The 14,196-nt window shown below is 63.1% G+C and carries 16 protein-coding genes; 12 read left to right on the top strand and 4 right to left on the bottom strand.

Features of this window, described 5'->3' with window-relative positions; translation table 11 throughout:
- Positions 1–117: 117 nt before the first annotated feature.
- Positions 118–1,359, top strand: a complete 1,242-nt coding sequence (locus tag FJ967_RS23625; protein WP_181176120.1) for an MFS transporter — start codon at positions 118–120, stop codon at positions 1,357–1,359.
- 69 nt (positions 1,360–1,428) lie between these two features.
- On the opposite strand, the gene FJ967_RS23620 is transcribed toward FJ967_RS23625, so the two are convergent.
- Positions 1,429–2,286 carry an alpha/beta hydrolase gene (locus FJ967_RS23620; protein ID WP_140734267.1) on the bottom strand — a complete coding sequence of 286 codons (858 nt, stop codon included), beginning with the start codon at positions 2,284–2,286 and terminating at the stop codon, positions 1,429–1,431.
- Between the two features lie 149 nt (positions 2,287–2,435).
- On the opposite strand from FJ967_RS23620, the gene FJ967_RS23615 reads away from it, so the two are divergent.
- From FJ967_RS23615 to pth, 3 genes are all read left to right on the top strand, one after another.
- Positions 2,436–2,864: a MarR family transcriptional regulator gene (locus FJ967_RS23615; RefSeq protein WP_140734265.1), complete on the top strand. Its 429-nt coding sequence runs from the start codon at positions 2,436–2,438 to the stop codon at positions 2,862–2,864.
- A 243-nt stretch (positions 2,865–3,107) separates the two neighbouring features.
- Complete coding sequence (locus FJ967_RS23610; protein ID WP_140734263.1) at positions 3,108–3,749, top strand: 50S ribosomal protein L25/general stress protein Ctc; 642 nt, start codon at positions 3,108–3,110, stop codon at positions 3,747–3,749.
- Positions 3,750–3,773: 24 nt separating this feature from the next.
- Positions 3,774–4,493, top strand: coding sequence for an aminoacyl-tRNA hydrolase (gene pth / locus FJ967_RS23605; RefSeq protein ID WP_140734261.1), 720 nt, complete (start codon positions 3,774–3,776; stop codon positions 4,491–4,493).
- A 47-nt stretch (positions 4,494–4,540) separates the two neighbouring features.
- Here pth and FJ967_RS23600 read toward each other — a convergent pair whose 3' ends face one another.
- Positions 4,541–4,810 (bottom strand): hypothetical protein, encoded by a 270-nt coding sequence (locus tag FJ967_RS23600; RefSeq protein ID WP_140734259.1) that lies wholly within the window; start codon positions 4,808–4,810, stop codon positions 4,541–4,543.
- A 210-nt stretch (positions 4,811–5,020) separates the two neighbouring features.
- Here FJ967_RS23600 and ychF point away from each other — a divergent pair, with 210 nt between their 5' ends.
- Entirely contained in the window at positions 5,021–6,124 is a 1,104-nt protein-coding gene (gene ychF / locus FJ967_RS23595) for a redox-regulated ATPase YchF (protein ID WP_140734258.1), read from the top strand.
- A gap of 25 nt (positions 6,125–6,149) precedes the next feature.
- On the opposite strand, the gene FJ967_RS23590 is transcribed toward ychF, so the two are convergent.
- Complete coding sequence (locus tag FJ967_RS23590) at positions 6,150–6,692, bottom strand: DUF2478 domain-containing protein (protein ID WP_140734256.1); 543 nt, start codon at positions 6,690–6,692, stop codon at positions 6,150–6,152.
- 361 nt (positions 6,693–7,053) lie between these two features.
- Here FJ967_RS23590 and FJ967_RS23585 point away from each other — a divergent pair, with 361 nt between their 5' ends.
- Positions 7,054–7,809 (top strand): hypothetical protein, encoded by a 756-nt coding sequence (locus FJ967_RS23585; RefSeq protein ID WP_140734254.1) that lies wholly within the window; start codon positions 7,054–7,056, stop codon positions 7,807–7,809.
- Positions 7,810–8,220: a hypothetical protein gene (locus tag FJ967_RS23580; RefSeq protein ID WP_140734252.1), complete on the top strand. Its 411-nt coding sequence runs from the start codon at positions 7,810–7,812 to the stop codon at positions 8,218–8,220.
- A 77-nt stretch (positions 8,221–8,297) separates the two neighbouring features.
- Here FJ967_RS23580 and guaD read toward each other — a convergent pair whose 3' ends face one another.
- On the bottom strand, positions 8,298–9,659 hold the full coding sequence (gene guaD / locus FJ967_RS23575; RefSeq protein ID WP_140734250.1) for a guanine deaminase: 1,362 nt from the start codon (positions 9,657–9,659) through the stop codon (positions 8,298–8,300).
- A 126-nt stretch (positions 9,660–9,785) separates the two neighbouring features.
- Here guaD and FJ967_RS23570 point away from each other — a divergent pair, with 126 nt between their 5' ends.
- The 5 genes from FJ967_RS23570 to FJ967_RS23550 all read left to right on the top strand — a co-directional run bounded on the left by FJ967_RS23570 (position 9,786) and on the right by FJ967_RS23550 (position 14,170).
- Positions 9,786–11,129, top strand: coding sequence for a solute carrier family 23 protein (locus tag FJ967_RS23570; RefSeq protein WP_140734248.1), 1,344 nt, complete (start codon positions 9,786–9,788; stop codon positions 11,127–11,129).
- 52 nt (positions 11,130–11,181) lie between these two features.
- Positions 11,182–11,976, top strand: coding sequence for an APH(3')-II family aminoglycoside O-phosphotransferase (locus FJ967_RS23565; protein ID WP_140734246.1), 795 nt, complete (start codon positions 11,182–11,184; stop codon positions 11,974–11,976).
- Between the two features lie 153 nt (positions 11,977–12,129).
- Positions 12,130–13,104, top strand: coding sequence for a magnesium/cobalt transporter CorA (corA, locus tag FJ967_RS23560; RefSeq protein ID WP_140734244.1), 975 nt, complete (start codon positions 12,130–12,132; stop codon positions 13,102–13,104).
- A 125-nt stretch (positions 13,105–13,229) separates the two neighbouring features.
- The gene (locus FJ967_RS23555; protein ID WP_140734242.1) at positions 13,230–13,709 is read left to right on the top strand and encodes a MaoC family dehydratase; all 480 of its coding nucleotides are present in this window, start codon (positions 13,230–13,232) and stop codon (positions 13,707–13,709) included.
- Complete coding sequence (locus FJ967_RS23550; protein ID WP_140734240.1) at positions 13,706–14,170, top strand: MaoC family dehydratase; 465 nt, start codon at positions 13,706–13,708, stop codon at positions 14,168–14,170. Before FJ967_RS23555 ends, FJ967_RS23550 begins: the two co-directional genes overlap by 4 nt.
- Positions 14,171–14,196: the final 26 nt, after the last annotated feature.

Here is a 14,196-nt window from a genome sequence, read left to right as displayed (position 1 = left end):
GGCAACCGGCTTATAAGGCTGCCTGCGGGAGCGTCCCGCCTTGTTACCCCTGCGGTGCGGGAACGCCCGCAAAATCCACCCTGCGGCATTGCCGCCAAAAAGACTACGGAGCCTATCTTGACCGATACGACAGCCACCAGCGTCGCGGCACCCGCGACCGCCAGTCACGCTTCAGCCCAGGCGACGGCCTTCACCGTCATCCTGGCGGTGAGCCTGTGCCACTGCATCAACGACATCATGCAGTCGCTGCTATCGGCCATTTATCCGCTTCTGAAAGACAATTACGGCCTCGATTTCTGGCAGATCGGCCTGTTGACCTTCACCTTTCAGGTGACGGCATCGCTGCTGCAGCCGATCATCGGCGCGGTCACCGACAAGAAGCCGATGCCCTATTCGCTGCCCTGGGGCATGGCGTCCTCTCTGATCGGGCTGGTCGTGCTGGCCTATGCCGGGCATTACTACCTGCTCCTGCTCGGCGCCTCGCTGATCGGCATCGGTTCGGCGATCTTCCACCCGGAATCCTCGCGCATCGCCCGCTTCGCGTCCGGTGGCCGGTTCGGACTGGCGCAGTCGCTATTCCAGGTCGGCGGCAATTTCGGCCAGTCCATGGGCCCGTTGCTGGCCGCCTTCATCGTCGTGCCCTTCGGCCAGTCCAGCATCGCCTGGTTCGCCGTCGGCTCGCTGATCGGCATCGTCATCCTGTGGCAGGTCGGCGGCTGGTATAGCCGGCTGCGCGCCACGCAGGACACCCGCAAGACGGCCGGTTTCGTCTCGCCCTTCCCGCGCCGCAAGGTGATGGGCGCGCTGGTCGTGCTGACGCTGCTGGTGCTGACCAAGAATGCCTACATCTCCAGCCTGGCCAGCTACTACACCTTCTACTCCATCCATAAGTTCGGCGTTTCGGTGCAGATGTCGCAGGTCATGCTGTTTCTCTTCCTCGGCTCCTCGGCGCTGGGCATCCTGCTCGGCGGTCCGTTCGGCGACCGTTATGGACAAAAGGCGATGATCTGGTTCTCGATCGTCGGCGTCCTGCCCTTCACGCTGGCGCTCCCCTACGCCAACATGGAATGGACAATGGTGCTGACCGTGCTGATCGGCCTGATCCTGTCGTCGGCCTTTTCCAACATCGTCGTCTTCGCGCAGGAACTGGTACCAGGCCGCGTCGGCATGATCGCCGGCATCTTCTTCGGCTTCGCCTTCGGCGTGGGCGGCATCGCGGCCGCCGTGCTTGGCGTCGTCGCCGACATGAAGGGCATCGACTTCGTCTTCCAGATCTGCTCCTACCTGCCGTTCCTGGGCCTGCTGACGGTGTTCCTGCCCAACATGAAGGAAGCCCGCAAGGCGCAAGCGGCCGCTTGAACCTTCCAGACCGTATCCAAAAAATGCACCCGCCTGCCGGCGGGTGCATTTTTGTTTGGCGGTAAAAAGCTACGCCTCGAAGAAAGCCAGGAGGTCGGCGTTGATGATGTCGGCGTGGGTGGTGGCCATGCCGTGCGGAAAGCCCTTGTAGATCTTGAGCTCGCCCTTCTTGAGCAGCTTGATCGCCAGCAGCGCCGAATCGGCGATCGGAACGATCTGGTCGTCATCGCCGTGCATGACCAGCACCGGAACGTCGATTGCCTTCAGATCCTCGGTGAAGTCGGTTTCCGAAAAGGCCTTGATGCAGTCATAATGCGCCTTGGTGCCACCCATCATGCCCTGGCGCCACCAATTGTCGACCACCCCTTGCGACACCTCGGCGCCCGGACGGTTGAACCCGTAGAACGGGCCGGCCGGAACATCCCGGAAGAATTGGGCGCGGTTGGCCGCCTGGGCCGAGCGAAAGCCGTCGAACACCTCGATCGGCAGGCCGCCGGGATTGGCTGGCGTCTTGAGCATGATCGGCGGCACTGCGCCGATCAGCACCGCCTTGGCGACACGGCCGCTCGAACCGTATTGCGCGACGTAGCGCGCCACTTCCCCGCCGCCGGTCGAATGGCCGACATGGATGGCGTCCTTGAGGTCGAGATGCGCGGCAAGTTCAGCCACGTCGGCGGCATAGGTGTCCATCTCGTTGCCGATGTCGGTCTGCGTCGAGCGGCCATGGCCACGGCGGTCATGGGCAATGACGCGGTAACCCTTGGACAGGAAAAACAGCATCTGCGCGTCCCAGTCGTCGCTGCTCAGCGGCCAGCCGTGATGGAAGACGACCGGCTGGCCGGTTCCCCAGTCCTTGTAGAAAATCTGCGTTCCGTCCCTGGTGGTGATCGTGCCGCTGCCCGAACCTGACTTGGTCTGCGAGGTCATCTCAATCTCCTTGTTTTCACGCTCACGATAAATATTATCGCGATAACATATTTGCTAAACCAGGCAGGGCCGCCTGTCTACAAAAATATGTATCGCGATATCATTTTTCGTGGTATCGACCTCGCAGATCGGCAAACAAGGAACCCGCCGTGCCTCTGCCATTGGACAATCAGCTCTGCTTCACGCTCTACGCCACCTCGATGGCGATCAACCGCACCTACAAGCCGATGCTGGACGAGATGGGCATCACCTACCCGCAATATCTCGTGCTTAACGCGCTGGGCGAGGCCGATGGCATGTCGGTCGGCACGATCGCGCACAGGCTCGCTCTGGAATCGAGCACCGTGACGCCGCTGGTCAAGCGCATGGAACAGGCCGGCCTGGTGACCCGCAGGCGCAGCCAGACCGACGAGCGCCAGGTGCAGGTCGATCTGACATCGGCCGGCCGCGCGCTGCTTACCCAGTGCAACTGCCTGAACGAAACCCTGGTCGAACGCTCGGGCATGACACTGGCAGAACTCGACGCGCTGAACCGCCAGATCCAGGCGCTGCGCGACGCGCTGAGCGGCAACAGCTGAGCGGGCCGAGCCCGCTCCCGGCCGCCGCTTGCACCTTCGACCGCCTTCCGCTATAGAGCCGCCACCCGCGTAGACACCCTTGGAGGCAACGCGGCGGAAGGCTGCCTTCCCCTTGTGATCCCGAACAAAGATCCGCTCGCTGCGGTTTCCGGCATTCGGACATCGAGGCCAGGCGGCTTTCGACGTTTACGGCCAGGCGCATTGCTTGCCATGAACGCTCCATAACACGCGAAAGGAAAAACCATGAGCCACGATACTTACGAGCTCAAGGCCGAAGCGCGCGAACAGGTCGGTAAGGGGTCCGCCCGTGCAGTTCGCCGCGATGGTAAAGTGCCTGCAGTGATTTACGGCGACAAGCAGCCTCCCCTGGCGATTGCGCTGAACTACAAGGACGTCTACTACAAGATCCATGGCGGCGGGTTCCTGACCACGGTCGCAACGATCGATGTCGGCGGCAAGAAGATCCAGGTTCTGCCGAAGGATTTTCAGCTCGACCCGGTCAAGGACTTCCCTGTCCATGTCGACTTCCTGCGCATCGGCAAGGACACCGAGGTCAACGTCGATGTTCCCGTGCACTTCATCAATGAAGACAAGTCGCCCGGCATCAAGCGCGGCGGCGTGCTCAACATCGTGCGTCACGAAGTCGAGTTCCACTGCCCGGCCAATGCGATCCCGGAATTCATCACCGTCGATCTCACCGGCGCCGACATTGGCGATTCGATCCACATCTCGGCGGTCAAGCTGCCGGCCGGCGTCAAGCCGGTCATCTCCGATCGCGACTTTACCATCGCGACCATTGCCGGTTCCGCGGCGATGAAGCCGGAGACGGAAGAGACGGCCGAAGCGGCGACGACCGAAGCGGCTCCCGCCGCCGAAGAGAAGTAATTCCTTTCACGCCCGGAGCGGACGATGCTTGTCTTTGCAGGCCTCGGCAATCCGGGCGCGAAATATCAAGACAACCGGCACAATGTCGGCTTCATGGCGGCGGACGCTATCGCCCGCCGCCATTCCTTTTCGCCCTGGTCGAAGAAGTTCCAGGGCCTGATCGCCGAGGGCACGATTGCCGGCGAAAAAATCATCCTTATCAAGCCGCAGACTTTCATGAACCTGTCCGGCCAGTCGGTCGGCGAAGCGCTGCGCTTCTACAAGCTCGAATCCTCCGCTCTCACCGTCTTCTACGACGAGATCGATCTCGCCGAAGGCAAGCTGCGCATCAAGACCGGCGGCGGCGCCGGCGGCCATAACGGCATCCGCTCGATCGATAGCCATGTCGGCAACACCTATCGCCGCGTGCGCATCGGCGTCGGCCATCCCGGCGTCAAGGAAATGGTCCAGCACCACGTGCTCGGCGATTTCGACAAGGCCGACCGCGAATGGCTAGGTCCCTTGCTCGACGCCATCGCCGACAACGCCGCCATGATCGTCAAGGGCGACGAATCCGGTTTCATGAACAAGGCAGCGCTTGCCCTCCAGGGCATGACGATAGCCGAGCTGCAAAAGCCGGCGCAGAAACAGGCTCCCAAACAGCAGAGCCACATCCGCCAGGCACGGTCGCAACAATCACCGGCCAAGCTGCCGGAAACCGGCCCGATGGCCGCGATGTTGAAAAAGCTTTTCGGAAAAGATTGAGCGGCCGGCACCGCCTGCGCCACGCAGGCAGCGCCGACCGTGCAGAACTACATCGCGCCGACGGCCATGCCCTTGGTCGTCTCGTCGATCGCATCCTTGACCAGCGCCATGGCTTTCACACGGTGGCCGCCCTTGTCGGGGAGCGCCGCCTGGAGCTGGTTGAGCGCTGCCTGGAGATCGGACAGGGCCTTGCTCATATGCGGCTGGGCGGCTTCGGCCGGCCTCGTGGTGAATGCCGTGGCAACCGCGGCACCCGCGACGCCCAGCATGGCTATGTTACGCAGACTGTCACGGCGGGAAAGCTTGGACTGTGTCATGTCGGAACTCCCTCTCTGGTGAAAACCTGTCGTCGTGCGACCCTGCCAAATTAGCTTGAACGCTCATCACGCCGTATTGACGAAGGTGTGATCGGCCAACGCCAATGGTTCGCAAGCGGCCGGCGAGTTGGACTGTGGGGCTTGACGTTCCTCACCCCTATCGCCCATAGCCCTCCTCAAATTTCGCTTTTCCCGATAGGACCGGACATCATGGGTTTCAAATGCGGCATCGTTGGCTTGCCCAACGTCGGCAAGTCGACGCTTTTCAACGCGTTGACGAGGACGGCCGCCGCGCAGGCCGCCAACTATCCGTTCTGCACCATCGAACCGAACACCGGCGAGGTGGCGGTGCCCGACCAGCGCCTGCAGAAGATCGCCGAGATCGCCAAATCCAAGGAGATCATCCCGACCCGCATCTCCTTCGTCGATATTGCCGGACTGGTGCGCGGCGCCTCCAAGGGCGAAGGGCTGGGCAACCAGTTCCTCGCCAACATCCGCGAGGTCGACGCCATCGTGCATGTGCTGCGCTGTTTCGAGGATGACGATATCACCCATGTCGAGGGCCGTATCGACCCGGTCGCCGACGCCGAGACGGTAGAGACCGAGCTGATGCTCGCCGACCTCGACAGCCTCGAGCGCCGCATCGTGCAGATCCGCAAGCGCGCCGGCTCGAAGGACAAGGAAGCGACCACGGTGCTGCCCATGATGGAGGCGGCGCTCGAGCTGCTGCAGGCCGGCAAGCCGACCCGCATCCTGCTCAAGGGCATTTTAGCCGAGGACCTGCGCATCCTGCAGGGCCTGAACCTCTTGACCTCGCACCCCGTGCTCTATGTCTGCAACGTCGCCGAGGCCGATGCCGCCACCGGCAACGAGCATACCAAGGCCGTGGAAAAGATGGCCACCGCGCAAGGCGCCGGCACGGTGGTGATCTCGGCCGCGATCGAGGCCGAAGTCGCCCAGCTTTCGGACGAGGAAGAGATGGAGTTCCTGTCCTCGCTCGGGCTCGACGAGCCTGGGCTGAACAAGGTCATCCGCGCCGGCTACGACCTGTTGCATCTGATCACCTATTTCACCGCCGGTCCCAAGGAAACGCGCGCCTGGACCATCCACAAGGGCGACAAGGCCCCGCAGGCCGCCGGCGTCATCCATACCGATTTCGAACGCGGCTTCATCCGCGCCCAGACCATCGCCTACAACGACTACGTCACGCTGGGCGGCGAAGTGGCGGCCAAGGAAGCCGGCAAGGCACGCGACGAAGGCAAGGAATACGTCGTCCAGGACGGCGACGTCATGCTGTTCAAGTTCAACACCTGAGAAGGGCGCGGCAGGGAAGCCGGGCTCAGCTGGACAGTGCCATCCCTGCCGTGTCGCGGGCCGCGCTGGCGACACTGCGTCTCCACGCCTCGATCGAGGCCCTGTCAGGGCTGATGAAAACCGCATCGGGCGCAAAGCGTTGCCATGCGTAGTGATGTTTGGGCGCGACTGACGTCAGCAAGGGCTTGCCCAGGTTGATCGCCGTCTCGAACGCCTCGAACAGGCCGCTCCCGACCGCTTCGAGCTTGCCGAATTTGCTCAGCACGATGAGATCGCTCGTCGCCACATGGTCGACGACACTGGCGCAGGCGTCGACCACACCCATTTCGTCAAGATGGCACGACGTGTGGGCCGGAGGCTCGTCCAGATACATGGCGAAGAGATTGCCGGTCTGCAGGTTGCGCAACAGACCCGAACTGCATGAACGACCGGTCAGGCCATGCGCCTCTTCCAGGACGCCGCACACTTGCACCCCTGCCCGCCGCCATTCCGCGACCGCCTCGGCCAGAAGTTTCTGGATCACCGTGCTTTCCGCACCAACGATTGCAGCGATCAGCTTTCCGCTCATGTGCTTGCCCGTTCAACGCATCCCTCACAATAGCATGACGCACGATAGAGCCCAATTTGCGCAATCGTCCGAAATGTTGAAAGAGTTTAAATGGACGCGCGACCACCAGCGGCAAGGCTGGGCCAGACCCAAAGGAATGTGCGCGTCGACCGCTCAAAGTCGATACGCTTCTTGAAGACGCCCGGGCGCGCCTCCTGTCACGAAGCACGGTTCGCCGGGATGCGCAGACCAATTGTCTTGAAGCAAGAGCTGTGCAAGTCTTCCTGGAAATCCAGGGGGCGATCCGGTGATGAAGGCCTTTCTCCCGTCCTTGCTTTTGCTTGTATTTACTTCGATGCCGTCACTTGCAGAGGACTGGTGCGTGGGCAGGGACGCCGTTCCTGTCGATGACGGCACCTATCATTTCTCCTATGAGAGCTGGATTCGCGCGAGAGCCAATGCCTTCATGTATGGTCGCTGTATCCAGGTCATGGCCCCTACCGAAAAACTGCGCAACCACTGGGAAGGCGTTCTGCCGGAAGCAATTGCGCGCAAAGGCCGGCCAACGACCGGCGGACAGGATTTCATCGACAAGGTGAACGTGCACGCCAGCGCGCCGCTGCATTACGGCAATTCCGACGCCAAGAAAGATGCGACCTATTTCGCCCACAAGGATGAGCTGGCGAAATCCGAGAAAAGAGACAGCTCGTTTCGCCAGAAGATCGAAGAGACGACGAAAAGCACCGGCCGGTTTCTCCTGGAAAGCCTCTACTCGTTTTCGGCCCAACTCGTGGCGAAGGACGACGACAGCCTGATGGACATAGATGCGTCGTTCTATTCGAATTTCGACGGCAAGATCTTCAAGTACGAGCTGGACTATGTGATGAATTCGCCCTCGCAGAAATACGGGGACACGACACTTTCCGTCCGTTTCGACGGCCAGGAACTCAGCCGGCTGAACGCGATCTCTGAAAAACGCTGGACGATGAAGCCGGGAGAAGGCCAACTGTCCTTTACGGCAGCGGCGACGGCCGAAAACCAGGCGGATTTCGTCGATCATACCATCAGCCTGATCGATCAGGACGGCCGGTCGATCGCGACGCTGCCGGTTTCATATATGCTGCCGACGGAAAACTAGATGGCCGGCATCAAGGACGTCTTCGGCCACTGGCAGAGCTATCCCGCGGCATTCGCCGCAATGGCCGCGCCCTGGTTCCAGCCATTCCAGAAGCTGGGGTGGATCAATTCCGACTGGTCGCCGGTCATTGATCCGATGGCGACCGTGCTGGCCGGCCTGTATCTTCTCTACATGGCTGGTTCTGGCTTCTTCGACGCAGACGCCGCCCATTTCAGGCGGTCGTTTTTATGGTCGGCGGCAGTGACGGCAATCCTCGCCGCCTTTTGTTATGTGATGTCCCACTATCTCATCGACCTCGCCGACCCGGACTGGCTGTTCCTGGCCAATGCCCCTTGGGCAATCGCCTACACCGTCATGTACATGGCTTTCCTGCGGACGTTCCTGTCGGCGCTGATGTTCGCGAAATGGTAGCCGCCAGGCGTTCCTCCCGGCTCAAATGGTGGGCGCTGGCCGGCGCCTGACAGACCGGAGTTCATCCAGGCTGGTTCTCATTGCGACACCGTCCTGCCGCCTACCCAGACACGGCCGATATTGGCCCGCCCGGCATTGAGCACGATCTTCTGGAACACATCTTCCAGCGTGTCGTCGCCCGCGCCGACATGGACATTCGAGGCGTTTGCCCTGGTATCGATCAGCAGCGCGTCGAATTCGTGCCCGACGCGGAAACTGCCGGTCGGCAGGTCGAGCGCTTCGGCGCCGCCGGCGGTTGCCAGCCAGAAGGCTTCCTGATGCGTGATCGGCTCGCCCGGCGCGCCGCGCTCATGCGCCTGCAGATGGGCATGGACGCCGCTCTGCAGCGTCCTCGAAGCAGACAGCGCGTGCCGGCAGCCGTCGAACAGCGACGGGCTGTAGCCGCCCGAAATGTCGGTGCCGAGCCCGACATGCATGTGCCGGTCGAGCGCGGCACGCAGCGGAAACACGGCATTGGCGAAATAGACATTGGACAGCGGGCAATGGGCGACGCCGGCGCCCATCTCCTTGATCAGGTCCATGTCCTGCCCGTCGATGAAATTCGAATGCGCCAGGATCGTGTGGCGGGTCAGCAGGCCGAAATCGTCGAGGCTGGCCGCGTCGGTCCGGTTGAAACGCTCTTCCACGAACTGTTTTGCCCAGTCGCTCTCCGAGCAATGGGTCTGCACGTGGCAGCCGAACTCGTGGGCGAGATCACCAAGCCCCTTGAGCGCGGCATCGGTGCAGCTCGGGATGAAGCGGGGCGTGATCACCGGCTGCACCAGCGGCCTTTCGCCCTGATCCATCGCCCTCAGCGCCTCGATGAAGCGCCTTGTGTCCGCGACAGCGCTTGCCGCGTCGGCATCGCGGTAGAAGGGCGGACACTGGTCGGGATCGTCCATCACGACCTTGCCGACCAGAGCACGCTGGCCCTTTTCCAGGCAGATGCCTGCCAGCGCCAGGCTCGCCTCGACATGGACGGTGGCGAAATACAGCGCCGTGGTGGTGCCGTTGGCGAGCAGATTGTCGACCAGATCGGCATAGACCTCCCTGGCGTAGCCGACATCGGCGTAGCGGGCCTCGAGCGGAAACGTGTATTTCTGCAGCCAGACCTCGAGCGGCACATCCAGCGCCTTGCCCATCTGCGGCCATTGCGGCGCATGGATGTGCAGGTCGATGAGCCCGGGCAGCAGGAATTGTCCTTCGCCGAGTTCCACCAGCGTGCCGGCCCGGCGGGCATCGCTCCGCCGCACGGCATAGTCCGGATGGCCGGGCGCCAGCATCTCGGCGATCCGCCCCTGCGCGTCGATGCCGAACAGATGCGCCTCCAGCACTTCCAGCGCGCCGCGTTCCGGCGTGTGGAAGGCGGTGCCGACCAGCGTGAAAGGCTCTGTGGTCATGGCGCGCTCCGGTTCGGCGTCAACGACGGCATGGCTTGTCAAAAAAGCAGTTGGCAAACATTCGCGCCGCTGTCCTTTGCCGCCGACTGATCCCATGATCGGCCGGGGATTTCCAGAGGGGACATCATGGAACGCGTTGCGCCAGAAATCACTTTGACCGCCCAGCCGGACGATCCGTTGCCCCTGGGCAAGGCCGCCCTGCTCGGCCTCCAGCACGTGCTGGCGATGGACGTCTATATCGTGCCGTTCATCATCGCTTCGGTGCTTGCCTTCAGCGTCGGCGATGCCGGCGCCTTCATCCAGTCGGCCTTCGTCGCGGCCGGTATCGCAACGCTTGTCCAGTCGCAGTTCCTGATGCGCCTGCCGGTCGTGCAGGGACCGTCCTTCGTGCCGATCGGCGCGGTGCTGGCGATCGCCTTCGGCGCCGGCGGCGGCATAGCAGGGCTCTCGGCCGTCATCGGCGCGCTCATCCCGGGCGCTATTCTGGTCATGCTTCTGGGATCTCCGACCAAGCTCTTCCACCGGCTCGTCAACCGGTTCGTCCCGCCCATCGTCGGCGGCGCCATCATCATCGTCGTCGGCGTCGCGCTGATGCCGGTGGCGCTCAGGGAAAGCGTGTTCGCGGTCCATGGCACGGCCACCGTCGGCGGCAACATCGTCCTCGCCTTCATCGCGGCGGCGGTGCTCGTCGGCTGCATGCTGACCGGCATGGCGCTGGGCGCGAAGGGCGCATGGCTCCGCCTGCTGTCGGTGATCATCGCGCTTGTCGCTGGCAGCGTGGCCGCGGCCTTCATGGGCCAGCTCGACATGTCGGGTGTTTCAGCCGCGACCTGGTTTTCCCTGCCGCGCATCGCCTTCCTCAATCTCGACGTGACCTTCTCCTGGTCGGCGATGCTGACGATGCTGATCGTCTACATCGTCGTGCTGGCCGAAACGACGGGAACCTGGTTCGCGGTCGGCGCGGTCATCGACAAGCCGCTTTCGGACGAGCAGCTCGACCGTGGCGCCACCGGCGAAGGCCTGGGCTGCCTGATCAGCGCGCTGCTGTGCAGCACGCCGGTCACCGGCTATTCCTCCAATGCCGGCATCATCGCCATTACCGGCATCGCCAGCCGCGCCGCCTTTGGCGCCGCCGGCATCTTTCTGGTGCTGTTCGGCCTGATCGGCAAATTGTCGGCGGTCATCGCCTCGATCCCGGGGCCGGTCATCGGTGGCGTCTTCGGCGTGCTCTGCGTCGTCATCGCCATGAACGGTTTTCGTGTCGTGCGCGGCACGCCGCTGACCGAGCGCAACATGCTGGTCATCGGCCTGCCGATCCTGATGGCGCTGTTCGCCACGCTGGCGCCGCCGGACTTCGTCAAGACGCTGCCCGACATCGTGCAGTACATACTGGGCTCGTCGATCGCTTTCGGCGCCGTCTGGGCGATCGTGCTGCATCAGATCCTGCCGAACGCCCGCCAGGCGGCATGACCAGGGACACATGACAGGGAGGGCGGGCTCCCTCGGAGCCTGCCCGCACGGCATGAACAGCCATCCTCCCGAGACCGACCTGCCGGACAGCCTGCGCGGGCTGATGTCCGGCTACCGCTGGCGCCGCCAGACGATCGGCCGATCGCAGGCCGGCGTGTTTCGCCTCGAGGCCGGGGACAAGCCTGCCTTGTTCCTGAAAATCGAAGAGAGCGGCCCCCTGGCCGAACTCGCCGATGAGGCGGCGCGGCTGCGCTGGCTCGGCGGGCAAGGCATTGTCTGCCCCGAAGTGATCGGCTTCGAAAGCGATGCCGGCCGGCACTGGCTGCTGATGTCGGCCATTCCCGGACGCGATCTGGCATCGGCGCGACAGCTTCATCCCACCATCGCGATCGACATCATGGCCGGCGCGCTTCGCGAGCTGCACGCGCTCGACACCGGTTCCTGCCCCTTCGATCATCGCATTGAGCGCCGCATCGCCACGGCCCGCGCGCGCATGGAAGCCGGCGAAGTCGACGAGAGCGATTTCGACGACGAACGGCAGGGACGGACCGCCACGGAAATCTTCGCCGAACTGGTCGCGCTGAGGCCTGTGGCCGAGGATCTCGTCGTCACCCATGGCGACGCCTGCATGCCGAACTTCATGGCTGCCGAAGGCCGCTTCAGCGGCTTCATCGATTGCGGCCGGCTGGGCGTCGCCGACCGCCACCAGGATCTGGCGCTCGCCTGCTGGAGCATCCGCCACAATCTGGGGCAAGCCTGGGTGAAACCGTTCCTGGAACGCTACGGACCACCGCGGGCCGAGCCGGCAAAGCTTTCCTGGTATCGGCTTCTCGACGAGTTTTTCTGAACCGCCGATGCCGGCCCGCCGCTGCCGGGGCTTGTCTTGATTTTGTCATGGCACGGGTCTAAGCGGCTGGCACACGGTCAGCGCACGCGACGAAAAGCCGTGCAATCCGACACGACGCGCAATCCGAACCCACCTCGCAGGGGAGATCTGGCGATGATCAAGGCATTTGTCGTGGACAATGACCGCCTGCGCCTCACCGACGACCTGCTGGCCAATAGCGACAAGGTGGTCTGGGCCGATCTCGTCAATCCGACCAAGGAGGAAGAGGCCACCATCGAGAGCTGGCTCGGCGTCGCCATTCCGACCCGCGAGGAGATGGAAGAAATCGAGATTTCCAGCCGCCTCTATATCGAGGACGGCGCCTACTTCATGACCGCCACTCTGCCTGCTCAGACCGAGGTCGACGACCCCCTGATGTCGCCCGTGACCTTCGCGCTCGCCGGCGCCAGGCTGATCACCGTGCGCTATCACGAACCGAAGGCTTTCAAGACCTTTCCGCTGCGCGCCGAAAAGGTGGCGACCGGCTGCACCAGCGGCGACACCATTCTGATCGGCTTGCTGGAGGCGATCGTCGATCGCCTCGCCGACATACTCGAGCGCGCCGGCCGCGACGTGGAAGCGATCTCGCGCGACATCTTCGAGGCGCGCTCGACCAAGGTGTCGAAACGCAACCGAGACTTCCAGGAGCTGCTGAAGGCCATCGGCCGCAAGGAGGACATCGCCTCCTCGGTGCGCGACAGCCTGATTTCGCTGCAGCGGCTGGCGGGCTTCCTTGCCCATGTCGCGACCCAGACCAAGATGAGCAAGGATGTGCGCGCCCGCATCAAGACCTTGTCGCGCGACGTGCTCTCGCTCGCCGACCACGCCACCTTCCTGTCGCAGAAGATCTCCTTCCTGCTCGATGCCACGCTCGGCATGATCTCGATCGAACAGAACGCCATCATCAAGATCTTCTCGGTCGCCGCCGTCATCTTCCTGCCGCCGACGCTGGTCGCCTCGATCTACGGCATGAATTTCGATGTCATTCCCGAATTGAAGTGGGAGTTCGGCTATCCCTTCGCCATTGCCATGATGGTGATCTCGGCGATCCTGCCCTTCTGGTATTTCCGCCGCCGCGGCTGGCTCTGAGCGCCGTCGCCGGCCTGTCTTCCGGCAGCTGGCTTACGAGAAAGGGCTTGACCAAACGCCGTCGGCCCTGCATCCGGGTTTTCCGGTCCACAGGGATCGCGTGTTCCGCAGCCGGATTCGAGACCATGACCGGAAAGACTTCAGTTGCCGCAAAGACCTGGACCTACGACGATTTCGTTGAAGGCACCTCGCTCGATCTCGGCACCAAACTTGTCAGCGCCGAGGAGATCGTCGAATTCGCCGGCGAGTTCGACGCCCAGCCCATGCATCTCGACGAAGAGGCTGGCAAGGCGAGCATCCTGGGTGGCTTGTCGGCCTCCGGCTGGCATACCTGCGCCATGTTCATGCGCATGTGGTGCGACGCCTTCCTGCTCGACTCGACGTCGCAAGGTTCCCCCGGCATCGACTATGTCAAATGGAAGAAACCGGTGCTTGCCGGCGACATCCTGAGCGGCCACAGCACCATCGTCGCCAAGCGTCTGTCAAAATCGAGACCTCAGCTCGGTCTCGTCACAATGCGCGCCGAACTTTTCAACCAGCGTGGCGAAAGCGTCTTCGAGCTGGAGAACACCGGCATGTTCCTGACCCGCGAGGCCATAGCATGAGCCTCGACGAGTTCTTTCGCATCGGCACCACCGTGACGCTCGGCTCGCACAGATTCGAGCCTGAGGAAATCAAGGCCTTCGCCCGCAAATACGATCCACAGGTCTTCCACGTCGACGAAGAAGCCGCGAAGAACAGCGTGCTCGGCGGCCTCTGCGCGTCCGGCTGGCACACCGCCGCCACCTGGATGAAGCTCAATCTCGAAACGCGCATGGGCGGCGAATGGGCTGGTCCCGGGCCCGCGCCTGAATTCGGCCCCTCGCCCGGCTTCAAGAACCTGAAATGGCTGAAGCCCGTCTTTGCCGGCGAGACCGTCACCTTCAACCGTACCGCGCTGTCCCACCGCCCGATCTCGTCACGCTCCGGCTGGCGGCTCCTGTCGCTGCGCTCGGAGGCCTTCGATTCGACCGGCGACAAGGTGCTGGAATTCGAAAGCGCGGTACTGGTGAAGGTGGGTGAGTAGTGAGTAGTGAGTAGTGAGTAGTGAGT

Source organism: Mesorhizobium sp. B2-3-4, assembly GCF_006442315.1.
Classification (GTDB): Bacteria; Pseudomonadota; Alphaproteobacteria; order Rhizobiales; family Rhizobiaceae; genus Mesorhizobium.
Note: the sequence above shows the minus strand (reverse complement) of the source record. Positions and strands in the feature narration are given on the sequence as shown.

What these genes read in the sequence shown, in the direction of transcription:
- FJ967_RS23620 (WP_140734267.1), bottom strand. Translation starts at nt 2,286, where the DNA reads ATGACCTCGCAGACCAAGTCAGGTTCGGGCAGCGGCACGATCACCACC.
- FJ967_RS23610 (WP_140734263.1), top strand. Translation starts at nt 3,108, where the DNA reads ATGAGCCACGATACTTACGAGCTCAAGGCCGAAGCGCGCGAACAGGTC.
- pth (WP_140734261.1), top strand. Translation starts at nt 3,774, where the DNA reads ATGCTTGTCTTTGCAGGCCTCGGCAATCCGGGCGCGAAATATCAAGAC.
- FJ967_RS23600 (WP_140734259.1), bottom strand. Translation starts at nt 4,810, where the DNA reads ATGACACAGTCCAAGCTTTCCCGCCGTGACAGTCTGCGTAACATAGCC.
- ychF (WP_140734258.1), top strand. Translation starts at nt 5,021, where the DNA reads ATGGGTTTCAAATGCGGCATCGTTGGCTTGCCCAACGTCGGCAAGTCG.
- FJ967_RS23590 (WP_140734256.1), bottom strand. Translation starts at nt 6,692, where the DNA reads ATGAGCGGAAAGCTGATCGCTGCAATCGTTGGTGCGGAAAGCACGGTG.
- FJ967_RS23580 (WP_140734252.1), top strand. Translation starts at nt 7,810, where the DNA reads ATGGCCGGCATCAAGGACGTCTTCGGCCACTGGCAGAGCTATCCCGCG.
- guaD (WP_140734250.1), bottom strand. Translation starts at nt 9,659, where the DNA reads ATGACCACAGAGCCTTTCACGCTGGTCGGCACCGCCTTCCACACGCCG.
- FJ967_RS23570 (WP_140734248.1), top strand. Translation starts at nt 9,786, where the DNA reads ATGGAACGCGTTGCGCCAGAAATCACTTTGACCGCCCAGCCGGACGAT.
- FJ967_RS23565 (WP_140734246.1), top strand. Translation starts at nt 11,182, where the DNA reads ATGAACAGCCATCCTCCCGAGACCGACCTGCCGGACAGCCTGCGCGGG.
- corA (WP_140734244.1), top strand. Translation starts at nt 12,130, where the DNA reads ATGATCAAGGCATTTGTCGTGGACAATGACCGCCTGCGCCTCACCGAC.
- FJ967_RS23555 (WP_140734242.1), top strand. Translation starts at nt 13,230, where the DNA reads ATGACCGGAAAGACTTCAGTTGCCGCAAAGACCTGGACCTACGACGAT.
- FJ967_RS23550 (WP_140734240.1), top strand. Translation starts at nt 13,706, where the DNA reads ATGAGCCTCGACGAGTTCTTTCGCATCGGCACCACCGTGACGCTCGGC.